Origin of the sequence: Flagellimonas abyssi, assembly GCF_019457905.1 — a bacterium.
Taxonomy (GTDB): domain Bacteria; phylum Bacteroidota; class Bacteroidia; order Flavobacteriales; family Flavobacteriaceae; genus Flagellimonas; species Flagellimonas abyssi.
Map to the genome: position 1 here is coordinate 90,799 of NZ_JAHZSV010000012.1, position 19,577 is coordinate 110,375.

Here is a 19,577-nt window from a genome sequence, read left to right on the forward strand (position 1 = left end):
TTACTTTGTAATCAAAATATGAACAAATAGTGAACGGAACTGTTTATAAATCAACTGGAAGCTGGTATACCATAAAATCTTCGGAGGAAGAATTTTACGAATGCCGTATCAAAGGAAAGTTCCGTACACAGGGCATAAAAAGCACCAATCCAGTGGCCGTTGGCGATCACGTAAAATTTGATTTGGAGACCATTGGGGATGAGACCATCGGAGTAATTTCTGAAATTGGTGAGCGCAAGAATTATATTGTCCGTAGGTCGGTAAAGCTTTCCAAACAGACCCATATTATTGCATCCAATCTGGATCAAGTGTTTCTATTGGTCACATTGAACAATCCTCCTACATTTACCAGTTTTATAGACCGTTTTCTAGTTACGGCAGAGGCTTATGACATCCCCGTTGTTTTGCTTTTCAATAAAATGGACTCCTATTCGGAGGAAGAAAAGTTGGAGGTACAATGGTTGATGGATTTATACTCAAAAATCGGTTACAAAAGCATTGCTATTGAGGCCAAACAGGGAATTAACGTTGACCAAGTAAAAGAGTTGATGTTGGGTGCCACGAGCATGTTCGCGGGACATTCCGGTGTGGGCAAATCAACCTTAGTGAATGCACTTGAAAAAGGCCTCGAATTAAAGACCGCCGAAATTTCCGAACAGCATATGCAGGGACAGCATACCACTACATTTGCCGAAATGTACGACCTATCGTTCGATGCACGAATAATCGATACCCCAGGGATAAAAGGATTTGGTATCGTGGATATGGACAAATATGAAATCGGTGATTATTTCCCGGAATTTTTTGAATTGAAATCCGAATGTAAATTCAATAATTGCCTGCATTTGGATGAACCCAAATGTGCCGTAAAGGAAGCCTTGGAGAATGATGAGGTTGCTGCCAGTAGGTATAGGAGCTACGTGCAAATGGTAACAGGAGATGAAGATAATCCATACAGGGAAAGATAAATGAGGACAGTATTGCAAAGAGTTTCAAAAGCTAGCGTAACCGTTGAGGAAGAATTGATTTCATCCATAGGTCATGGGCTTTTGATATTGTTGGGTATCGAAGATGCCGATACCAAAGAGGATATAGACTGGTTGACCAATAAAATTCTCAACCTCCGCATTTTTAATGATGAAAATGAGGTAATGAACCGCTCCGTGATGGATGTAGATGGGGAAATTATCGTGGTAAGTCAGTTTACCTTGCATGCCCAGACCAAAAAAGGAAATCGTCCTTCATATATAAAGGCGGCGAAACCAGATATAGCAGTTCCGATGTATGAAGATTTCGTGCAGGTTTTGGAGCAAAAACTCGGCAAAAAAGTGGGGACCGGAGTTTTCGGTGCCGATATGAAAGTGGAATTGCTCAATGATGGTCCGGTTACCATTACCATGGATACAAAAAACAAAGAATAATTGCATTTGGTCGAAAAAATTATCCCAATCGTAGGAATTTAAGCACTTTAGTTCAGCCGTAACTAACCTTTTGCTAAACCAATGCGCTTCTATTTATCGACCCTTCTTGCCTTATTGGTCCATTTATCCTATTCACAAAATTTTAATACCAGTACAATACCCAAAGAGCTTTTGTCACATGCCGATGCTGTTGTTAGGTTGGATAGAACAGACGTTGTTGTTGAGGCTAGGAATAGAATGAACGTTACCAGTACACGTGTTGTGACCGTGCTCAACGAGAACGGTAACGAACATGTGCAGGCCTATGCATTTTACGAGAAAAATGATAAGATTTCCGAATTGGAGGCAATTGTTTACAATGACCGTGGTGAAGAAATAAAAAAAATAAAGAAGCGTGATTTTTTAGATCAGAGTGCCATTAGTGGCGGTACACTTTACTCCGATTCCAGGGTGCTTGTATTGCAGTATACGCCAACCCAATATCCTTATACGATTGAGTTCAGAAAGGAATACGTTACACCAAACACGGCTTTTGCACCAAATTGGTCATTTTTGGAGGACTATAGGATTGGGGTCGAAAGTTCGGAATTTTCTTTTATAGTCGAATGCGGTATTCCGTTTAGGCATAAGGAGCTCAATTTTGATGGTTATGACATAAAAGTGTCTCAACTCCCCAATGGTATTAAGTATTCCGGTCAAAATATGTCAGCCTTTGAAAGAGAGCCATTGTCCCCGTCATTTCAAGATTTTGTCCCTCAGGTTAAGGTTGCCCTTAACCAATTTCATCTAGAAGGTGTAGATGGTGAAGCGGAGACATGGGAAGATTTAGGCAAATGGATGAACGATGAGCTCTTGTACGGTAGAGATCAGCTTCCAGAGGGCACAGTGCAATATGTGCAAAACTTGGTGAGGAATATTGATGATCCGTTGGAAATTACAAGAAAGGTATATGAATATGTTCAAGAAAATACTAGATACATCAGTGTTCAACTTGGTATTGGTGGATGGATGCCCATTAGTGCTGCCGATGTGGATAGGGTTAAATATGGTGATTGTAAGGGACTTACCAACTACACCAAGGCACTTTTAAAGGCAGTTGGGGTGGAATCTTACTATACTGTTGTACACGCCGGTAGTCAAATGAAAAGCTTGGATGAAGATTTTCCGTCCATGCAAGGTAACCACGTATTCTTGAACGTTCCTTTGGGCAAGGAACAGGTTTGGTTGGAGTGTACCAGTCAGACGACACCTGTGAATCATTTGGGAACATTTACGGACAACCGGAATGTTCTCAAAATTACTCCGAATGGCGGTGAGCTGGTCAGGACAAAGGTGTATTCCGATGGGGAAAATTATCAGAAAACCGAAGGTGAGTTTACTATTGTCGATAGTAAAAATGTTGTTGGAAAGGTAAAAATTTTTTCTAAAGGATATCAATACGACCAAAAATATTGGAGGGAGACAAGCACAAGGTCCGAACAAGAAGAGTTCTACAAATCTTACTGGAACTATGTGCCCAATTTAAAGCTCGGTGAGGTAAATTTTCAGAATGATTCCCAAAAGATAGAATTTATTGAACAAGTTGATTTTAGTTCTAACAACTATTTATCACAGGCTGGTGATGATTTGCTATTGGCCCCCAACTTTTCCAACAGAAATCTCGGTGTTCCGGATAGGGTAAGAAAAAGAAAAAGGGAAGTGGTTATTAAACGGGGCTATTTGGACGAAGATGAATTCTTGATTAACCTGCCCGAAGGTTATATACCGGAAAGTCTTATGCTACCCGTGAGAGTCGAGACCAAATTTGGAACCTATTCCATGTCGATTCTTCCAAAGGAGCCAGGGGTAATGTTATATAAGAGAAAACTGCTGGTTAAATCCGGCCAATATCCCAAAGAAGATTATGATGCGTACCGGGATTTTAGAAAAACGGTCGCGAGATATGACAATACCAAAATCATTCTAACTAAAAAGCAATCATGAGACTTAATCTAACAATTATCACCTTATTGGTTATGCAGTTGGCAATCGCCAACGACATAAAATTTGGAAAGGTATCCAAGGAAGAAGTGGAGCAGACCCAGCATACCTTATATGCCGAGGCCAAGGCCGCTATTCTGTACAAGAACGAATGGGTTCGGTATAATTATCAGTATGAAACCGGTTGGTCTCAGATAAGAGAAGTTCATTACCGGATAAAAATATACAACAAGGAAGGTTTTGATTGGGCCACGTTACAGGTGCCATTATATGCTGGGAGCGGTAATGAAGAAAGTATATCGGCTGTAAAGGGGTATACGTTTAACATGGATAATGGAAAGGTGGTAAGTACCAAGCTTAAAAATGATGGGGTCTTTACCGAAAAGATGAACAAGTACCGTAACATGGCTTCCATAACAATGCCTGAAGTTAAAGAAGGAAGTGTTCTAGATATAGAATATAAATTGGTGTCCCCTATGTTTTGGAATATAGATGAATTTAAAATGCAATATGATATTCCTGTAGATGAGGTTAATGTGCGCCTGGATGTCCCCGAATACTTCATATTTAAACAGTATAGTAAAGGTTTCCATAAAATAGGTTTCTCCCAAACAAAAGAAAATCGGTCTATAGAAATTGCTTATAGGAGCTCCGATGAGATGGGCAAATTAGGTCGCACTACCCACAAAAGAGGTACCTTGGAATTTTTTGAGAATGTATATCATGTTTCGGCCAAGGCCTTGCCTGCGCTGTTGGATGAAAAATTCACCAATAATATAGACAACTATAGAACTGCGATTAAGTTTGAACTTGCCTCTACCCGTTTTCCGAACAAACCCTTCGAAAATTATAGTCGGACATGGGAAGATGTTGCAAAATCAATTTATGATTATGATGACTTTGGATCAGAGCTCAAAAAGGAAAATTATTTTGACAATGATATAGATCAATTGATAGCCGGCCTAAACTCGAATACGGAAAAAGCCAATGTTATATTCGAGTATGTAAGGTCCAAAATGAACTGGAATGGATATACAGGCGTAGGATGTAGTGAGGGGGTTAAAAAAGCCTTTAAGGAGGGGACGGGCAACGTAGCCGATATTAATTTAATGTTGACCGCAATGATGCGGTATGCTGGATTGGATGCCAATCCCGTTCTGGTAAGTACCAGGTCTCACGGTATACCATTGTTTCCCACAAGTGAAGGGTTCAATTACGTGATAACGGCGGTCGAATTGGAAGGAACTATGGTACTTTACGATGCGACCGAAAAAAATTCATATCCCAATGTACTTCCTATGCGGGCTTTGAACTGGTTTGGACGACTTATTCGCGAAGATGGTAGCTCCAGTGAGGTAAATTTAATGCCTAGGGAAAAATCTCAGGATGTTATAATGATGAGTGTGGATATAAATACAGATGGTTCCATAAGCGGAAAGTATAGACAGCAGTATACTGCAAATAATGCTTTTGTTTTCAGAAATAACTATAGTGCGGGATCACCGGAATCCTATCTGGAAGGTTTGGAAAAAAAGTATTCTAATCTGGAGATATCGGAATATGAGATTCAGAATGTGGAAAATCTTTCTAAACCTATTGTACAGTCATTTTCATATAGAAGCGAGTCGGCATTTGATGAAATTTCAGGTAAGTTGTACTTGTCCCCGCTCTTACATCTGGCTACCAAGGTTAATCCCTTTAAAGCAGCGAAAAGGGAGTTTCCTGTGGATTACGGATATCCTTGGGAAGACAAATATCTCATAAATATCAATTTGCCCGAGGGTTATATGGTCGAATCGGTCCCAGAACCAATTGTTGTTTTACTTCCAGAAGGCATCGGTCAATTCAGATATAATATTTCAGCAACAGGCAATACGATAAACGCACGTGTGGAAACAGTTTTTAATAGTTCAGTGGTTCCGGCATTTCTTTATGGAGACCTTAAGGAATTCTACAGTCATATTGTTGAGAAAGAAGCTGAAAAAATCATATTGGTAAAGTCTTGATTTGATAACCATGAGGAGAATTACTGTATTGATAATATTTTGTATAGTGACTATGTCCTATGCACAACAGCACGAATTTGGTGAGCTTACCGTTTTGGAAAGAGAGTTTGATCTTATGATAAAGATACTACTGCACATGCCGTTTACCTTTACGAAAGAGGGGAGAATTATTTTGAGGTAAGAAGAGAGTACGTCTGGCTCATTACAAATTACCACGCCAAAATAAAGGTTCTTGATAAGGAAGGATTTTCAGAGGCAGATATTTCAATCCCCTATTACCGCTCAGAAAGGCAAAGTGAGAAAATAAATGATATTAGGGCCATCACTCATACCAATGGTATGCGTTATAGCGTAATGCCAAGCAATGTTTTCGATGTGGAAAGCAGCGAACGTTGGTCGGAAAAACGGTTCACGTTTCCCAATGTGCAAGAAGGTTCTGTTTTGGAATATACTTATGAGGTGCAATCCCCATTTTTTTATAATCTAAAAGGGTGGCAATTTCAAGAAGATATTCCAAAAGTTTACACCGAGTACAATGCCAAGATTCCGGGAAATTATAAATACAATCGCTCATTGATTGGGGCATTGTCCCTCGATGTCAATGATGCGACCATAAAAAAGAGTTGTTTTAGCGTTCCAGGGATTTCAGGCCAGGCAGATTGCGAGATGTTGATGTACACAATGAAGGATGTTCCCGCTTTTGAAGAGGATGAAGAATTTATGTTGTCCGCATCCAATTATAGGTCTCGCTTAGAATTTGAACTTTCTGAATATGAAGGGTTCACAGGTAGAAAGGAAAGGTTTACAAAATCTTGGAAAGATGTTGATAGGGAATTTAGGACCGATGGAGATATTGGAGGGCAGCTCAGAAAAAAGAATTATTTTGAGAGGAATCTGCCTTTGGACATCATATCGGGTAATGTAGATAATCTTACAAAGGCACGTAATCTGTTCGAATTTGTAAAGTCACATTATAGCTGGAACGGTAAATACGGTATTTTCAGGGACAATAATGTGAAAAAAGCATTTGATGAGGGTTCTGGAAATGTTGCGGAGATCAATATCACCCTTATCAATCTCCTAAATGCCGCTGGCATAGATACGGATTTGATGCTACTTTCCACGAGGATGCATGGGTTGCCCAAAAGAACACATCCTGTAATGTCTGATTTCAATTATGTAGTGGCCAAAACACAGATTAATGGGGAAACCTATTTGTTGGACGCTACCGAAAAACAGTTGCCTTTCGGAATGTTGCCTTATCGGTGTTTAAATTATTATGGCCGAGTGATGGACCTCGACGAGGATAGCTATTGGTATGATATAGTTGCAGAAAAGGAGAACGGCATAGTAGTTAGGGCAAAAATGGAATTGGACCCCGAAAATGGTATGGTCCGTGGCGAGTTTGATAAAACATTACAGGGCTATGACGCCTATTTTAAAAGGAGTCATATGGCTTCCTTGTCGGAAGAAGAATATTTGGATGAAATTGAAAAAGAGAGTCGCGATGGTTTTTACATTAAGTTCTACGAAAAAATAGAGGAGAAGTCCGATGAGATGAATTTGGCAGAAAGGTTCACTTTTGAAGTGGAGGGTCTCGATCCTAGCGGAAACATCTTCTTCAATCCATTTTTGGTAAAATACTTTAGCGCAAATCCATTCAAGGCAGAGACCAGAAATTATCCTGTTGATTTTGGCTACCTTCGCAAGTTCCATTATATGGCAAATATTAAAGTGCCTCATGGATATCGGATAAAGGAACTACCTAAGCCCATAAATCTGGCGCTACCCGAAGGCAGCGGAGTTTTAAGGTATAATACAACAGAAATGCAGGACAATGTAATGGTAGTTTTTTCCATTCAGCTCAAGTCTACCCAATACACCAGTGAAGGATATCATTATGTAAAAGAGTTTTTTGCCAACGCAGTTGAAGGCCAAAATCAAAGTTATTTGGTCTTGGAAAAGATTTGATTGAGCTAAGTGCTTAGATTTGTATCTAAACTATAAATCCAAAAAGGTGAACATAGCAGACGCACAAAAAGCCGTTGATGACTGGATAAACAATCACGGTGTCCGATACTTTAACGAATTGACCAACATGGCGCAGTTGACCGAAGAGGTCGGGGAAGTGGCTAGAATCATTGCCAGAAGATATGGCGAACAAAGCGAAAAGGAATCCGATAAGGCCAAAGATCTTGGTGAAGAATTGGCAGACGTGGTATTTGTGGTCCTATGTTTGGCAAATCAAACAGGGATCAATCTTCAAGAAGCGTTCGATAAAAAATTGGATTTGAAGACCAAGCGTGATCACGACCGTCATCAGAATAACAAAAAACTAAAATAAAGTTGTCCTCTTAAAAGGAGTTTAGGCCCGTTTTTTCTAGTTTTGACAATTCATTCAAACCGTAAAGAATTGAGACTCCAGCTTTCCTCGCCAAACAATAAAAAAATTCAAAAAAGCATTGCAATCACAGGTTCCAAAAGCGAGACCAATCGCTCACTTTTGTTGCAGGCACTTTTCCCAAATATTAAAATTGAAAACCTTTCCAATTCAGACGATGGAGAAGTAATGCAAAAGGGTTTGGCAAAATCCGAAGGTGAAGTGGACATACACCATGCAGGAACGGCCATGCGATTTTTAACGGGCTATTTTGCATCCCAGCCAGATAAAAAAATAGTTCTTACAGGGTCTCAACGCATGCAAGAACGTCCTGTCAAAGTTTTGGTGGAAGCGTTGCGTTCATTGGGTGCAGATATCGAATACGTGAAGGAGGAAGGCTATCCACCATTAAAAATTAATGGGAAGAGATTGGTAAAAAGCCAAGTTTCCCTTCCTGCTAATATCAGTAGTCAATATATTTCTTCATTGCTGTTGATCGCTCCAAGCCTTGAAAATGGACTGGAACTTGAATTGATCGGTAAAATAACATCGGTTCCCTACATAAAAATGACCTTGGCACTTCTTGAACAAATAGGTGTGGAAACCTCATTTGAAGGAAATAGTATCAAGGTGTCACCAAAGACAAACGTTAAGGATACCACTTTGGTGGTCGAATCCGATTGGAGTTCGGCAAGTTATTTTTACAGCATTGCCGCAATGAGCGAAATCGGTACCGAAATACAATTGTCATCTTATAAAGAAAGTTCCTTGCAGGGAGATAGCGTGTTGGCCAATATTTATAGGGATTTTGGAGTGGAGACCGAATTTTCGAACAATACCATTCTCCTCAAGAAAACTTCCGAAGTAAAATCAGCTCATTTGGAGTATGATCTATCCAATGCCCCTGATATCGCCCAGACCATATCGGTAACCTGTTTGGGTTTGGGGATTGGATGTCACCTTACTGGACTTCACACATTGCCCATCAAAGAAACTGACCGTTTGGCAGCCTTACAGACAGAACTTGGCAAGTTTGGGGCAAAGGTTGATATTGATTCGGAAAGCCTAACCCTCACAGCTCAACCACAACTTAATAGTAGGGTCGAAGTTGACACCTACAACGATCACAGAATGGCAATGGCGTTTGGGCCTTTGGCGCTCAAAACGGATTTTATGGTGAATGATGCAGAAGTGGTCTCCAAGTCGTATCCCGATTTTTGGAACGATTTGGTTACACTTGGATTCGGTGTAAAGGAAATGTAATCCACAATTAATCATCAAATTACTTGACATCCGCTATCGGTAGGTCGTATATTTGCCCCTCTTTAAAAAAATCGAAAAAAAGCCCAGATGAAATTATCAAACTTCAATTTTGAATTGCCCAAGGAATTATTGGCAGAATATCCCGCAGAACATAGGGACGAATCCAAACTTATGGTAATTCACCGGGATTCCGGAAAAATTGAACATAAAATGTTCAAAGACCTAGTTGACTATTTTGATGAAGATGACGTAATGGTCTTGAACAACACAAAGGTTTTTCCTGCCAGACTTTTTGGCAACAAGGAAAAAACAGGTGCCAGAATCGAGGTTTTCTTGTTAAGGGAATTGAACCAAGAACAGCGTCTTTGGGATGTTTTGGTGGACCCGGCACGAAAAATCCGTATCGGTAACAAACTCTATTTTGGTGATGACGAAAATTTGGTGGCAGAGGTAATAGACAACACCACATCAAGAGGAAGGACATTGCGTTTCCTTTACGACGGTTCCTACACCGATTTTAGAAGAAAACTAAGGGAATTGGGCGAGACCCCACTTCCAAAATATATCAAACGAGAAGTAACTCCTGATGATGAAGAGCGCTACCAGACCATTTATGCCAAGCACGAAGGTGCTGTGGCTGCCCCAACTGCAGGATTACACTTTTCCAAGCACTTGTTGAAGCGTTTGGAGATCAAAGGAATCAACTTTGCAGAAGTAACACTTCATGTTGGTTTGGGAACATTCAATCCAGTAGAAGTAGAAGATTTGTCCAAACACAAAATGGACAGCGAAGAGTTGGTGATCGATGAAAAGGCGACCGAAATTGTAAACACGGCCAAATCAAACAAAAGAAAGGTCTGTGCTGTGGGAACAACGGTTATGCGTGGATTGGAAAGCGCCGTATCTTCCGAGCATACATTGAATACGTTTGAGGGATGGACCAACAAATTCATTTTTCCACCATACGATTTTAGTATTGCCAATTGTATGATTACGAACTTCCACCTGCCAAAATCAACCTTATTGATGATGGTTTCTGCATTCGCAGGCCATGATTTGATAAAAAAGGCGTACAAGCAAGCTATTTTGGAAGGGTATCGATTCTATTCCTACGGGGATGCCATGTTGATTCTTTAAAAACAAAATTTCATAGAAGAGAAATCCCGTTTGCTATTTGGCCAACGGGATTTTTTCTTGCTTATCTTTAAGGGATGGAAACCAAGAAAAGGGACATACGCGCATTGACAAAGGACCAGCTTCGCAATTTTTTTGTGGAGCAGGGAGATAAGCCATTCCGCGGAAATCAGGTGTACGAATGGTTATGGCAAAAATCTGCGCACGATTTTGATGCCATGACCAATATTTCCAAGGAGACCCGACAGATGTTGGAAGATAATTTCGTCATCAACCATATTCGTGTAGATCAGATGCAGCGTAGTTCCGATGGTACCATTAAAAATGCCGTTCGTTTGCACGATGGGTTGGTCGTGGAATCCGTTTTGATTCCAACCGAAACCCGAACCACTGCCTGTGTATCCAGTCAGGTTGGTTGTAGTCTGGACTGCCGTTTTTGTGCTACCGCACGTTTAAAGCGTATGCGCAACCTGAACCCGGATGAAATCTACGACCAAGTAGTAGCAATAGACAACGAAAGCCGTTTGTATTTTGATAGACCATTGAGCAATATTGTTTTTATGGGCATGGGAGAGCCATTGATGAACTATAATAATGTACTCAAGGCCATAGATAAGATTACTTCGCCCGAAGGGTTGGGGATGTCGCCCAAACGGATCGTGGTGTCCACCTCGGGTGTGCCCAAAATCATCAAAAAAATGGCCGATGAGGAAGTAAAGTTCGGTTTGGCAGTGTCCCTACATTCAGCTATTGATGAGGTACGCACCTCCATTATGCCGTTTAATTCAACATTTCCGTTAAAGGATCTTAGAGAGGCCTTGGAATATTGGTACAGTAAGACCAAGAATAGGATTACTTACGAATATGTGGTTTGGAAAGGCATCAATGATACCCAGGAAGCCGCCGATGCTTTGGTGAAGTTTTGCAAGTTTGCACCATCAAAAGTCAATATCATCGAATACAACCCCATTGATGATGGCGAGTTTCAGCAGGCGCATAGCAGCGCTGTGGAGATGTACCAAAATACTTTGGAGCGGAATGGAATCACTGTAACTGTAAGAAGGTCTCGCGGAAAGGATATTGATGCTGCTTGCGGACAGCTGGCGAATAAGAGTTAATCTTTAGGAACAGGAGTTATGTCAAATTAGTTTTTTCCTTAACCCTTAACCCTTAACCCTTAACCCTTAACCCTTAACCCTTAACCCTTAACCCTTAACCCTTAACCCTTAACCCTTAACCCTTAACCCTTAACCCTTAACCCTTAACCCTTAACCCTTAACCCTTAACCCTTAACCCTTAACCCTTAACCCTTAACCCTTAACCCTTAACCCTTAACCCTTAACCCTTAACCCTTAACCCTTAACCCTTAACCCTTAACCCTTAACCCTTAACCCTTAACCCTTAACCCTTAACCCTTAACCCTTAACCCTTAACCCTTAACCCTTAACCCTTAACCCTTAACCCTTAACCCTTAACCCTTAACCCTTAACCCTTAACCCTTAACCCTTAACCCTTAACCCTTAACCCTTAACCCTTAACCCTTAACCCTTAACCCTTAACCCTTAACCCTTAACCCTTAACCCTTAACCCTTAACCCTTAACCCTTAACCCTTAACCCTTAACCCTTAACCCTTAACCCTTAACCCTTAACCCTTAACCCTTAACCCTTAACCCTTAACCCTTAACCCTTAACCCTTAACCCTTAACCCTTAACCCTTAACCCTTAACCCTTAACCCTTAACCCTTAACCCTTAACCCTTAACCCTTAACCCTTAACCCTTAACCCTTAACCCTTAACCCTTAACCCTTAACCCTTAACCCTTAACCCTTAACCCTTAACCCTTAACCCTTAACCCTTAACCCTTAACCCTTAACCCTTAACCCTTAACCCTTAACCCTTAACCCTTAACCCTTAACCCTTAACCCTTAACCCTTAACCCTTAACCCTTAACCCTTAACCCTTAACCCTTAACCCTTAACCCTTAGCCCATCCCTTGCAAATCATCGATACTTTGAGGGCTGTATCTTAAAACTTCGATTTCATTCCTACAACTCTTTCATTTTCCCTACTTTTAGGGATTCAAAACCAAACACCACACCGTTACGTTGAAAATCGTTTCGCAGATAAGAGAACCCATAGAAAATGAGATGCAGCTTTTTGAGGAAAAATTCCTCAAATCCATGTCTTCCAAGGTTGCACTGTTCAATAGGATAACCTACTACATAGTCAATAGAAAGGGTAAGCAAATGCGCCCCATGTTCGTTTTTTTGACCGCCAAATTGTTGAACGGCCAAGTCAATGAGCGAACCTATACGGGAGCATCCATTATCGAATTGATTCATACCGCAAGTCTTGTCCACGATGATGTGGTGGACGATAGCAATAAGCGCAGGGGTTTCTTTTCCATCAATGCCCTGTGGAAGAACAAAATTGCCGTGTTGGTTGGGGATTTTCTTTTTTCCAAAGGGCTTTTGGTCTCCTTGGAAAATAAGAATTACGACCTTCTTCATATAATTTCCAATGCAGTCCGTGATATGAGTGAAGGAGAATTGCTCCAGATTGAAAAAGCACGATTGTTGGATATTACCGAAGACGTGTACTATGACATCATCCGACAGAAAACCGCAACTTTGATCGCTGCCTGTTGCAGTATGGGAGCCTGCTCCGTTCGACCTGATTCAGACGAGGTGGAAACCTTTAGAAAGTTTGGAGAGCTCTGTGGGATGGCCTTTCAAATCAAGGACGATTTATTTGATTATGGTGCCGAAAAAATCGGAAAGCCAACGGGAATCGATATCAAGGAGCAAAAAATGACCCTTCCCCTGATCTACGCCTTGAACAACAGCGACAAGGAAAAGAAGAAATGGTTGATCAACTCCATCAAAAAACACAACAAGAATAAAAAAAGGGTAAAGGAAGTCATCGAGTACGTGAAGGAAAAAGGGGGGCTGGATTATGCCGTGGTCAAAATGCTTGAATTTAAGGACGAAGCTCTGGCCATTTTGGACAATTATCCCGATTCTGAATACAAAAGTGCCCTCACCCTTATGGTCAACTACGTGGTGGACCGCAAAAAATAAAAATTTAATAATCTTAATATCAATAGTTTACTGAAAATTTTTAGTTTCAGGCAACTATTTGTGTCCATATCCCGTCTATGTAAATAGAAGCACTTTTATAAACCAAACTTTTGAAAATCATCGCGCTACATAGCAACGAAAAACAATTGATCAAAAAATCAATTAAGGGCGACCAACAAGCCCAAAGGTTGTTGTATGATAAATTTTCGTCCAAGATGTTGAGTGTTTGTAGGCAGTACATCAAAGACCTCCATTTTGCGGAAGATGTAATGATTCATGGTTTTGTCAAGGTCTTTAACCATTTAAGCTCCTATCAACATAAAGGGAGTTTTGAAGGTTGGGTCAGAACCATTATGGTCCGTGAAAGTATTTCGTATTTGCGCAAGCGACAATTCGTGGTATATGATGATGCCTTGGAGTTGAACGGAGAAGTTTCTACTTCCAATGATGGAATTTTGGATGTGGAATATGTACAACATCTCATAGATGAACTTCCGGAGGGCTACAAGGCGGTTTTCTTGCTGTATGCTATTGAAGGATATGGCCATAAAGAGATTGCCGAGATGTTGGAGATTTCAGAGGGAACTTCAAAATCGCAGTTGTTCAAGGCTAGAAAAATGCTTCAGGAAAATTTAAGTTTAAAGGGAATGTCGCCCAAATCACATTCGGCGAACAAAAAATAGAGGGTATGGATAAACTCGAAAAACATATCAAAGAGAAGCTGGAGGAGCGGACCATTGCACCGTCAAAAGGAGCTTGGGATAAAATTGCCCCGCAGGTAACGGAGCCAGCACCGCGAAAAAGAAACACTTGGTTTCCGTATGCCGTGGCCGCAAGCTTTGTAGGCATTGTGTTGGTGTCGCTTTTCTTTTTTACAAATGGTGATGCAGAGGCAGAAAGACTGCAAGTTGTAGAAACGGAGGTCCAAGAAAAAGCTGAAATAAAGTCTGAGGAAAAAGCAGAAAAAGAAGCGGTTACAGAGGTGGAAACCGAAGTGGTGGGTACAGAAGTTGAGCCCAGAGAGCCGGAGGTTAATACGGAATTTCAGCAGCCAACTTCTTATACGGCAGTTGCAGAACAGGAAGTAAAAGAGCCATTTCAGGACAAAACCAAAATAAATTCTGATAAGCTGATTGCACAAAAGGTAGAAGAAGTAGTGGCACAGGTGCAAATATTAGAAGATGCAAAGCAAGAGGTTACCGATGCCGAAGTGGACTCCCTTTTACGAGCTGCACAGCGACAGATTTTGACCGATAAGTTATTCGCCGATAGCGGTTCTGTTGATGCCATGTCACTTTTGGCCGAAGTGGAGGACGAACTGGACGAATCGTTCCGGGACCAAATCTTTGATGCCTTAAAATCAGGATACCTTAAACTACGTACTGCCGTGGCAGACCGAAACCAATAAAATTATTCATCAATCAAAACCAAACCTTCTATAACTTCCTGTCCAACCGGGCAGGGAGGAGGGAGGTTTATAATCCAAAAACAATCATGAAAACAATTACATTTTATTCAGCAGTATTATGCTTGTTCCTTGTTTCGCACGTGGCATTTGGACAAGAGGACTATCAAAAGAAAATAGAAGCGTTGAAAATTGAGAAACAACGAATCATTGAACAAGAAAAGGATGCTCTAAAGTTTGAGGTCAGGGATATTAACCAGCGTTTGGAAGATGGTGATATTTCGGAAAACGAGGCCAGGATATTAAAAGAAGAAGTGGCCAAACAGCGCGCCTTGAACATAGAAAACCGTGTTGCCATTGTCGAGAACCAAATTGATTTGCTGGAGCGAAATAAAGGTGAGGTGCTAACATTGAGAGAAATAGATACTATTTACGGTGATCGTATGCGGATAGGTTTACTCATCGATGGTAAACCGGCCATTACCTTTAACTCCAACAGATGGAAAAAGGAAATTAAGTACGACAGGAGGACCTATTCTGATTTTGTGATGGCCATAGGGCTTAACAATGCCATCATAGAAGGACAGTCGCTTTCCGACTCCCCCTATAAAATTGGGGGAAGCCGTTTTTTTGAAATGGGCTGGCAATGGAGGACCAGAGTATTCAAGAACTCCAATTGGTTGCGCTTTAACTATGGTTTTTCATTCCAGTTCAATGGATTAAAACCTGATGGAAACAGAATATTTGTACAGGATGGGAATCAAACTTTTTTAGAAGAATTTGAATATGATCTGGATAAATCCAAGTTTAGAATGGACAATCTTGTGTTTCCTGTTCATTTTGAGGTCGGCCCTTCACGTTTAAGAAAAACGGAGCGTACCATGCGTTACTCCATTCGTGATCAGTTCAGGTTAGGTTTTGGAGGTTATGGAGGTTTTAGCTTGGGAACCCGTCAAAAATTAAAATATAACCGAGACGGAGAGAACGTAAAAGATAAACTTAAAAGGGATTACAACAGCAGCGACCTAATTTATGGCGTAAGCGGCTATATGGGTTTTGATGGAGTACTTCTCTATTTAAAGTATGATCTAAACCCGATTTTTAAAGATGCGGAAGTAAAGCAAAACAATATTTCACTGGGCCTTCGGTTCGATATTTAACCATTTTTTGAACCTTGAAGAGTAACGGTCAGGATTTTCCTGGCCGTTTTTTATTGGGATAGCGCCCGTTCCATTTCAGGGGTAAACTCCTCTTTGTAGTACACTTTTTTACAGTGGGAGCATTCCGCATAGCGAATGTTATTGATGGTGAACAATGGAATCCAGAACAAATGTGCGTAGTTCGGTTGGGCAACTGCGGTCAATGTTCCAATTTGGCCACAATGTGAGCAGGAAACATGGTTCAGTACTTTGGTTTCTTTTTTGCCAGGTCTTGTTCCGAAGAAGAGTATCATTAAACACCTATATTAATCCATCTCAAAGTTAGAGCTTTAAAGGACGAATGAAAAAAATGATTTTCGTTTTTAAATATTTTCTACATTCGCCCACACTTTTGAAGCTTTGAACGCCTACCACGATTTGGAGGATTGGTTGTCCTGGATGGATGACATCTCCAGTAAGGATTATGTAATCGTAGACAATTTTCTACGGGATGAACTTTATACCGAGATAAAATCTTTTTTTCTGGGTAAGCTCCCTAATTTTAAGGAGGCAGGTATCGGCGCACATTCCGAAAATCAAATTGACACTAAGATACGTGGTGATTTTACGTATTGGTTGGATAGACAACGTGATGCCCAGCTCGAGACGTATTGGGGGCTATTGGATGAAACCATGCATATATTCAATCGGTACTGTTATTTGAGTTTGTCCGGATATGAGTTCCATTTGGCGCATTACCCTTCCGGTGGACATTACGACAAACATTTGGACCAGTTTGAAAACCGAAGCAACCGCATGATTTCCATGATTATTTATTTGAACGATGATTGGAAACCTGGTGATGGCGGGGAATTGGAAATTTTTGAAAAGGACGGTTCAAGTTTTTTGGTTGAACCATTGGCGTCGCGTTGTGTGATGTTCAAAAGTGCGGATGTGCCACATGCTGTTCTTGAGGCACACAAAAGTAGGTTCAGCCTTACCGGTTGGTTGCTATATCAGCCATCTTCAGTAGGTAAACTCTATGTTTGATTATTTCTTTCTAACAGGAATTTGACGAATGAGTTCTTCATTCTGCGCGGTCGAAGCTCCGTAGGAAATCACTAAGGTGCCCTTTGTGCCATCTTTTGCCTCTATTGCGAAGACTGTGGATTCATCGGCGGGGTCCGTCATGCCTTCAAAACGATATGAATCAATTATCAACAGTTCATCCGGATTATATTCTTTCTTTGAGTACAGAGCCTTTATGGAGGACTCATCTGCTTCAAAATCTTCCTTATAGCCCTCTTCCTGTGTCAGGTAATTGACAACTTCCGAGAGGGTGGTAAAACTATGTTTGTCCATACGTTTTTAATTTTGTTTCCAATCTATTCATAAAAGATAGGACATTCTTTTTTACCTCATCCCAATTTGTGTATTCGTGGTCTTTGGAGGTGTCGACAGAACCGCCTTCCTTTTTAGCGATTGAACGCATGAGCAACTTTTTGAAATAATTGTATTCTGTGTATTTCAGGGCGCCGGCAATGTGCCATACCGTTTTTGGATACCATTGGGTTTCCTTTAAAAAGTCCTTCGCAATCTGTTCCACTTCATCATGCTCCTCCTTAATGCTCGAGGCCATGGCCATACTTACCGAAAAAAATGCACTTGATTTAGCATTTAAGGTATCAATATTCTCTTGAATATAATCGCGAACCAATGGATTGTACTTTTGGATATGAATGGAACTTCCAATAAAAATTGCATCGAACCCTTCTGGGACGGGCGGTTCTTCCACTGCATTTGCTATTACCACTTGATGCCCATTATTTTGCAGAACATTTTCCATGAACCTCGCGATTTTACGGGTCTGGCCTTCTACGGTACCATAAATAATCAAAATTTTCATGACTGTAAGGATGATAGTTACATTATCCTAAAGTCACATAAAGCCATCTTAAATCCTATGATATTAGTCAGTTATGTGTTTTGTTCTTATAGTTTTCCACCTACAATGGGAAGTGTTAGCTCTGTTCCATCCAAATCCACGGTCAGTTCTGTACCTGGATTTGGCCAAAGCGTAAATTCTTTATCACTGGAAAAAATCATCAGGCCAATTTGTTGTCCTCTTGGAATGATTTGATCATCGGGCATCAATTCAAATTCCATTTCGTAGAATTTTCCGGGAACCAAAGGTTTGCTCTCGGTCAACGAGATATGGTTTTGAGGGTCAGCCCATCCACGGGTAATGATGTTGTCCGTTATTTTGGTGTTCAAGGCGTCGGTCCAAGGTAGCGAAACCAACCAAACGGATAAATTGGCGGCAGGTTTGCTGCTGGCCAGTTTTATTTTGATTTTGGGTACCCCGGAAATGTGTACATCCTCGGCCAAGGGAGCCGTGACGTATAACAATCTATGTTCTGAAGTTTCGGCCATGGCCAAATCGGCCCCGGAAAAGTTATAATCGTCCTCCAGGGTTTCTGTGCCTTGATTCTTGGTTTTTGTAGGTGTTAGCTTTCCTGATTTTAACCCTCCTTTTTGTAAATGTAATGTTACATCCTTGGCATCGGGATTCGGATAATCAGCATACGCGGTAGGATTGTCTTTACTGTCATTTTCTCTCACTATCCATGCTTTTGGGTCGTTTTCTACACCATTTTCCACATCAAATAAATAGCGTGTGAACCATCGGTTCATCATAGAGATGGGAGGTGGTCCCCCATGACCGTTTTGATGATAGTAGATTTGGGTTGGCAGCCCCATCTCTTTCGCTTTCTTATAAATACGATAACTATGTTCCGGCATCACGTTCCAGTCATTAAAACCGTGCGACATCAAAAGCGCCGCTTTCATGGGTTTCATATCGTTCAGGTAATCCCTGCCGGCCCAAAAATCATTGTAGTCGCCGGTTATGCGGTCTTGGCCATTTTTCATTTCGGTGTCACGGATAACTTCATTGTTCCTTGCCCGTTTGGATTCATCTCCACTATGGATAAAATCGTATAGCACATCAATATCCTCGCCCAGATATCCTCCGGGTGAACGCACAAGACCATTGGAACGATAATAATGGTAATAGGAAGTATTCGGTGCAATTGGGATTATGGCCTCAAGTCCTTCAACGCCCGTGGTAGCGGCTGCGAGTGGAATGGTTCCGTTGTAGGAGGTGCCCGTCATGCCCACTTTTCCGGTGGACCAATACGCTTTGACTTCCTTATCACCATCTCTCTCGGTATAGCCTTTTGCTCTTCCGTTGAGCCAATCTATAACTGCTTTTGGGGCCAAGGATTCGTTATCCCCACCAACTGTTGGGGCACCATCCGATAGTCCGGTTCCAGGAGAAGAAGAATGGACTACAATGTAACCTCTTGGGACCCATGTCATAATTTGCGAGTTGGATATGATGGGCCGTTCCCCCAAGCGATTGACCTCAGGGTGTTTTCTGGGTTGTCCTAGTTCACCAAGTTCATGTTTTACATCCCAAAAAATACCTTTGTCCAAGCCGGCCGTACCTGCATAATAAGGGCTTGATTCATAAATCACGGGAAGTTTTAAGCCTTCTGACTCTGTTTGTTCCGGTCGGGTTACGTCTACGTGCATGCGGTCCAGTTTTCCATCACCATCAGAATCAAAAGTGGTCTCTACCCAAAGATCATGGCGAATCCATTTACTTGGGTCGGAGAAGGCTTCCACCACTTGAGCTTCGCCATTTTCAATAATAGGAGATGCTTTTTCTGCCATTTGGCCATGTGCCATCAATGAAAATACCAA

At 41.2% G+C, this 19,577-nt stretch carries 18 protein-coding genes; 14 read left to right on the plus strand and 4 right to left on the minus strand.

What is annotated here, in order from left to right:
* The first annotated feature begins 29 nt into the window (after positions 1-29).
* The 13 genes from rsgA to K1F36_RS09975 all read left to right on the plus strand — a co-directional run bounded on the left by rsgA (position 30) and on the right by K1F36_RS09975 (position 15,830).
* A complete protein-coding gene (gene rsgA, locus K1F36_RS09915; protein WP_220113675.1) occupies positions 30-968 on the plus strand; it encodes a ribosome small subunit-dependent GTPase A in 939 nt (312 codons plus the stop codon).
* Entirely contained in the window at positions 969-1,421 is a 453-nt protein-coding gene (gene dtd, locus K1F36_RS09920) for a D-aminoacyl-tRNA deacylase (RefSeq protein WP_220113676.1), read from the plus strand.
* Between the two features lie 81 nt (positions 1,422-1,502).
* A complete protein-coding gene (locus K1F36_RS09925; protein ID WP_220113677.1) occupies positions 1,503-3,404 on the plus strand; it encodes a DUF3857 domain-containing protein in 1,902 nt (633 codons plus the stop codon).
* The gene (locus tag K1F36_RS09930; protein ID WP_220113678.1) at positions 3,401-5,407 is read left to right on the plus strand and encodes a DUF3857 domain-containing protein; all 2,007 of its coding nucleotides are present in this window, start codon (positions 3,401-3,403) and stop codon (positions 5,405-5,407) included. The genes K1F36_RS09925 and K1F36_RS09930 overlap by 4 nt, the downstream gene beginning before the upstream one ends.
* A gap of 201 nt (positions 5,408-5,608) precedes the next feature.
* Entirely contained in the window at positions 5,609-7,378 is a 1,770-nt protein-coding gene (locus K1F36_RS09935; protein WP_220113747.1) for a DUF3857 domain-containing protein, read from the plus strand.
* Between the two features lie 46 nt (positions 7,379-7,424).
* Positions 7,425-7,751 (plus strand): nucleotide pyrophosphohydrolase, encoded by a 327-nt coding sequence (locus K1F36_RS09940; RefSeq protein ID WP_220113679.1) that lies wholly within the window; start codon positions 7,425-7,427, stop codon positions 7,749-7,751.
* 69 nt (positions 7,752-7,820) lie between these two features.
* Positions 7,821-9,050, plus strand: a complete 1,230-nt coding sequence (locus K1F36_RS09945) for a 3-phosphoshikimate 1-carboxyvinyltransferase (RefSeq protein ID WP_220113680.1) — start codon at positions 7,821-7,823, stop codon at positions 9,048-9,050.
* A gap of 87 nt (positions 9,051-9,137) precedes the next feature.
* The gene (gene queA, locus K1F36_RS09950; RefSeq protein WP_207033670.1) at positions 9,138-10,187 is read left to right on the plus strand and encodes a tRNA preQ1(34) S-adenosylmethionine ribosyltransferase-isomerase QueA; all 1,050 of its coding nucleotides are present in this window, start codon (positions 9,138-9,140) and stop codon (positions 10,185-10,187) included.
* Positions 10,188-10,261: 74 nt separating this feature from the next.
* Positions 10,262-11,302, plus strand: coding sequence for a dual-specificity RNA methyltransferase RlmN (gene rlmN, locus K1F36_RS09955; protein WP_220113681.1), 1,041 nt, complete (start codon positions 10,262-10,264; stop codon positions 11,300-11,302).
* A gap of 988 nt (positions 11,303-12,290) precedes the next feature.
* Complete coding sequence (locus K1F36_RS09960) at positions 12,291-13,265, plus strand: polyprenyl synthetase family protein (RefSeq protein ID WP_207033666.1); 975 nt, start codon at positions 12,291-12,293, stop codon at positions 13,263-13,265.
* 110 nt (positions 13,266-13,375) lie between these two features.
* The gene (locus K1F36_RS09965) at positions 13,376-13,948 is read left to right on the plus strand and encodes an RNA polymerase sigma factor (RefSeq protein WP_220113682.1); all 573 of its coding nucleotides are present in this window, start codon (positions 13,376-13,378) and stop codon (positions 13,946-13,948) included.
* A gap of 5 nt (positions 13,949-13,953) precedes the next feature.
* Complete coding sequence (locus K1F36_RS09970; protein WP_220113683.1) at positions 13,954-14,673, plus strand: hypothetical protein; 720 nt, start codon at positions 13,954-13,956, stop codon at positions 14,671-14,673.
* Between the two features lie 86 nt (positions 14,674-14,759).
* On the plus strand, positions 14,760-15,830 hold the full coding sequence (locus K1F36_RS09975; protein WP_220113684.1) for a hypothetical protein: 1,071 nt from the start codon (positions 14,760-14,762) through the stop codon (positions 15,828-15,830).
* A gap of 50 nt (positions 15,831-15,880) precedes the next feature.
* Here K1F36_RS09975 and K1F36_RS09980 read toward each other — a convergent pair whose 3' ends face one another.
* Positions 15,881-16,123, minus strand: coding sequence for a zinc-ribbon domain-containing protein (locus tag K1F36_RS09980; protein WP_220113685.1), 243 nt, complete (start codon positions 16,121-16,123; stop codon positions 15,881-15,883).
* A gap of 106 nt (positions 16,124-16,229) precedes the next feature.
* Between K1F36_RS09980 and K1F36_RS09985 the strand changes: the two genes are divergently transcribed.
* Positions 16,230-16,859, plus strand: a complete 630-nt coding sequence (locus tag K1F36_RS09985) for a 2OG-Fe(II) oxygenase (RefSeq protein WP_258539015.1) — start codon at positions 16,230-16,232, stop codon at positions 16,857-16,859.
* On the opposite strand, the gene K1F36_RS09990 is transcribed toward K1F36_RS09985, so the two are convergent.
* The 3 genes from K1F36_RS09990 to K1F36_RS10000 all read right to left on the minus strand — a co-directional run bounded on the left by K1F36_RS09990 (position 16,860) and on the right by K1F36_RS10000 (position 19,562).
* Entirely contained in the window at positions 16,860-17,171 is a 312-nt protein-coding gene (locus K1F36_RS09990; RefSeq protein ID WP_220113686.1) for a phosphoribosylpyrophosphate synthetase, read from the minus strand.
* Positions 17,158-17,715, minus strand: a complete 558-nt coding sequence (locus tag K1F36_RS09995) for a flavodoxin domain-containing protein (protein WP_220113687.1) — start codon at positions 17,713-17,715, stop codon at positions 17,158-17,160. The genes K1F36_RS09990 and K1F36_RS09995 overlap by 14 nt, the downstream gene beginning before the upstream one ends.
* Before the next feature lie 86 nt (positions 17,716-17,801).
* Positions 17,802-19,562, minus strand: coding sequence for a Xaa-Pro dipeptidyl-peptidase (locus K1F36_RS10000; protein ID WP_258539020.1), 1,761 nt, complete (start codon positions 19,560-19,562; stop codon positions 17,802-17,804).
* Positions 19,563-19,577 lie beyond the last annotated feature (15 nt).

What these genes read in the sequence shown, in the direction of transcription:
- K1F36_RS09975 (WP_220113684.1), top strand. Translation starts at nt 14,760, where the DNA reads ATGAAAACAATTACATTTTATTCAGCAGTATTATGCTTGTTCCTTGTT.
- rlmN (WP_220113681.1), top strand. Translation starts at nt 10,262, where the DNA reads ATGGAAACCAAGAAAAGGGACATACGCGCATTGACAAAGGACCAGCTT.
- K1F36_RS09980 (WP_220113685.1), bottom strand. Translation starts at nt 16,123, where the DNA reads ATGATACTCTTCTTCGGAACAAGACCTGGCAAAAAAGAAACCAAAGTA.
- queA (WP_207033670.1), top strand. Translation starts at nt 9,138, where the DNA reads ATGAAATTATCAAACTTCAATTTTGAATTGCCCAAGGAATTATTGGCA.
- K1F36_RS09970 (WP_220113683.1), top strand. Translation starts at nt 13,954, where the DNA reads ATGGATAAACTCGAAAAACATATCAAAGAGAAGCTGGAGGAGCGGACC.
- K1F36_RS09995 (WP_220113687.1), bottom strand. Translation starts at nt 17,715, where the DNA reads ATGAAAATTTTGATTATTTATGGTACCGTAGAAGGCCAGACCCGTAAA.
- dtd (WP_220113676.1), top strand. Translation starts at nt 969, where the DNA reads ATGAGGACAGTATTGCAAAGAGTTTCAAAAGCTAGCGTAACCGTTGAG.
- K1F36_RS09990 (WP_220113686.1), bottom strand. Translation starts at nt 17,171, where the DNA reads ATGGACAAACATAGTTTTACCACCCTCTCGGAAGTTGTCAATTACCTG.
- K1F36_RS10000 (WP_258539020.1), bottom strand. Translation starts at nt 19,562, where the DNA reads ATGGCACATGGCCAAATGGCAGAAAAAGCATCTCCTATTATTGAAAAT.
- K1F36_RS09930 (WP_220113678.1), top strand. Translation starts at nt 3,401, where the DNA reads ATGAGACTTAATCTAACAATTATCACCTTATTGGTTATGCAGTTGGCA.
- K1F36_RS09925 (WP_220113677.1), top strand. Translation starts at nt 1,503, where the DNA reads ATGCGCTTCTATTTATCGACCCTTCTTGCCTTATTGGTCCATTTATCC.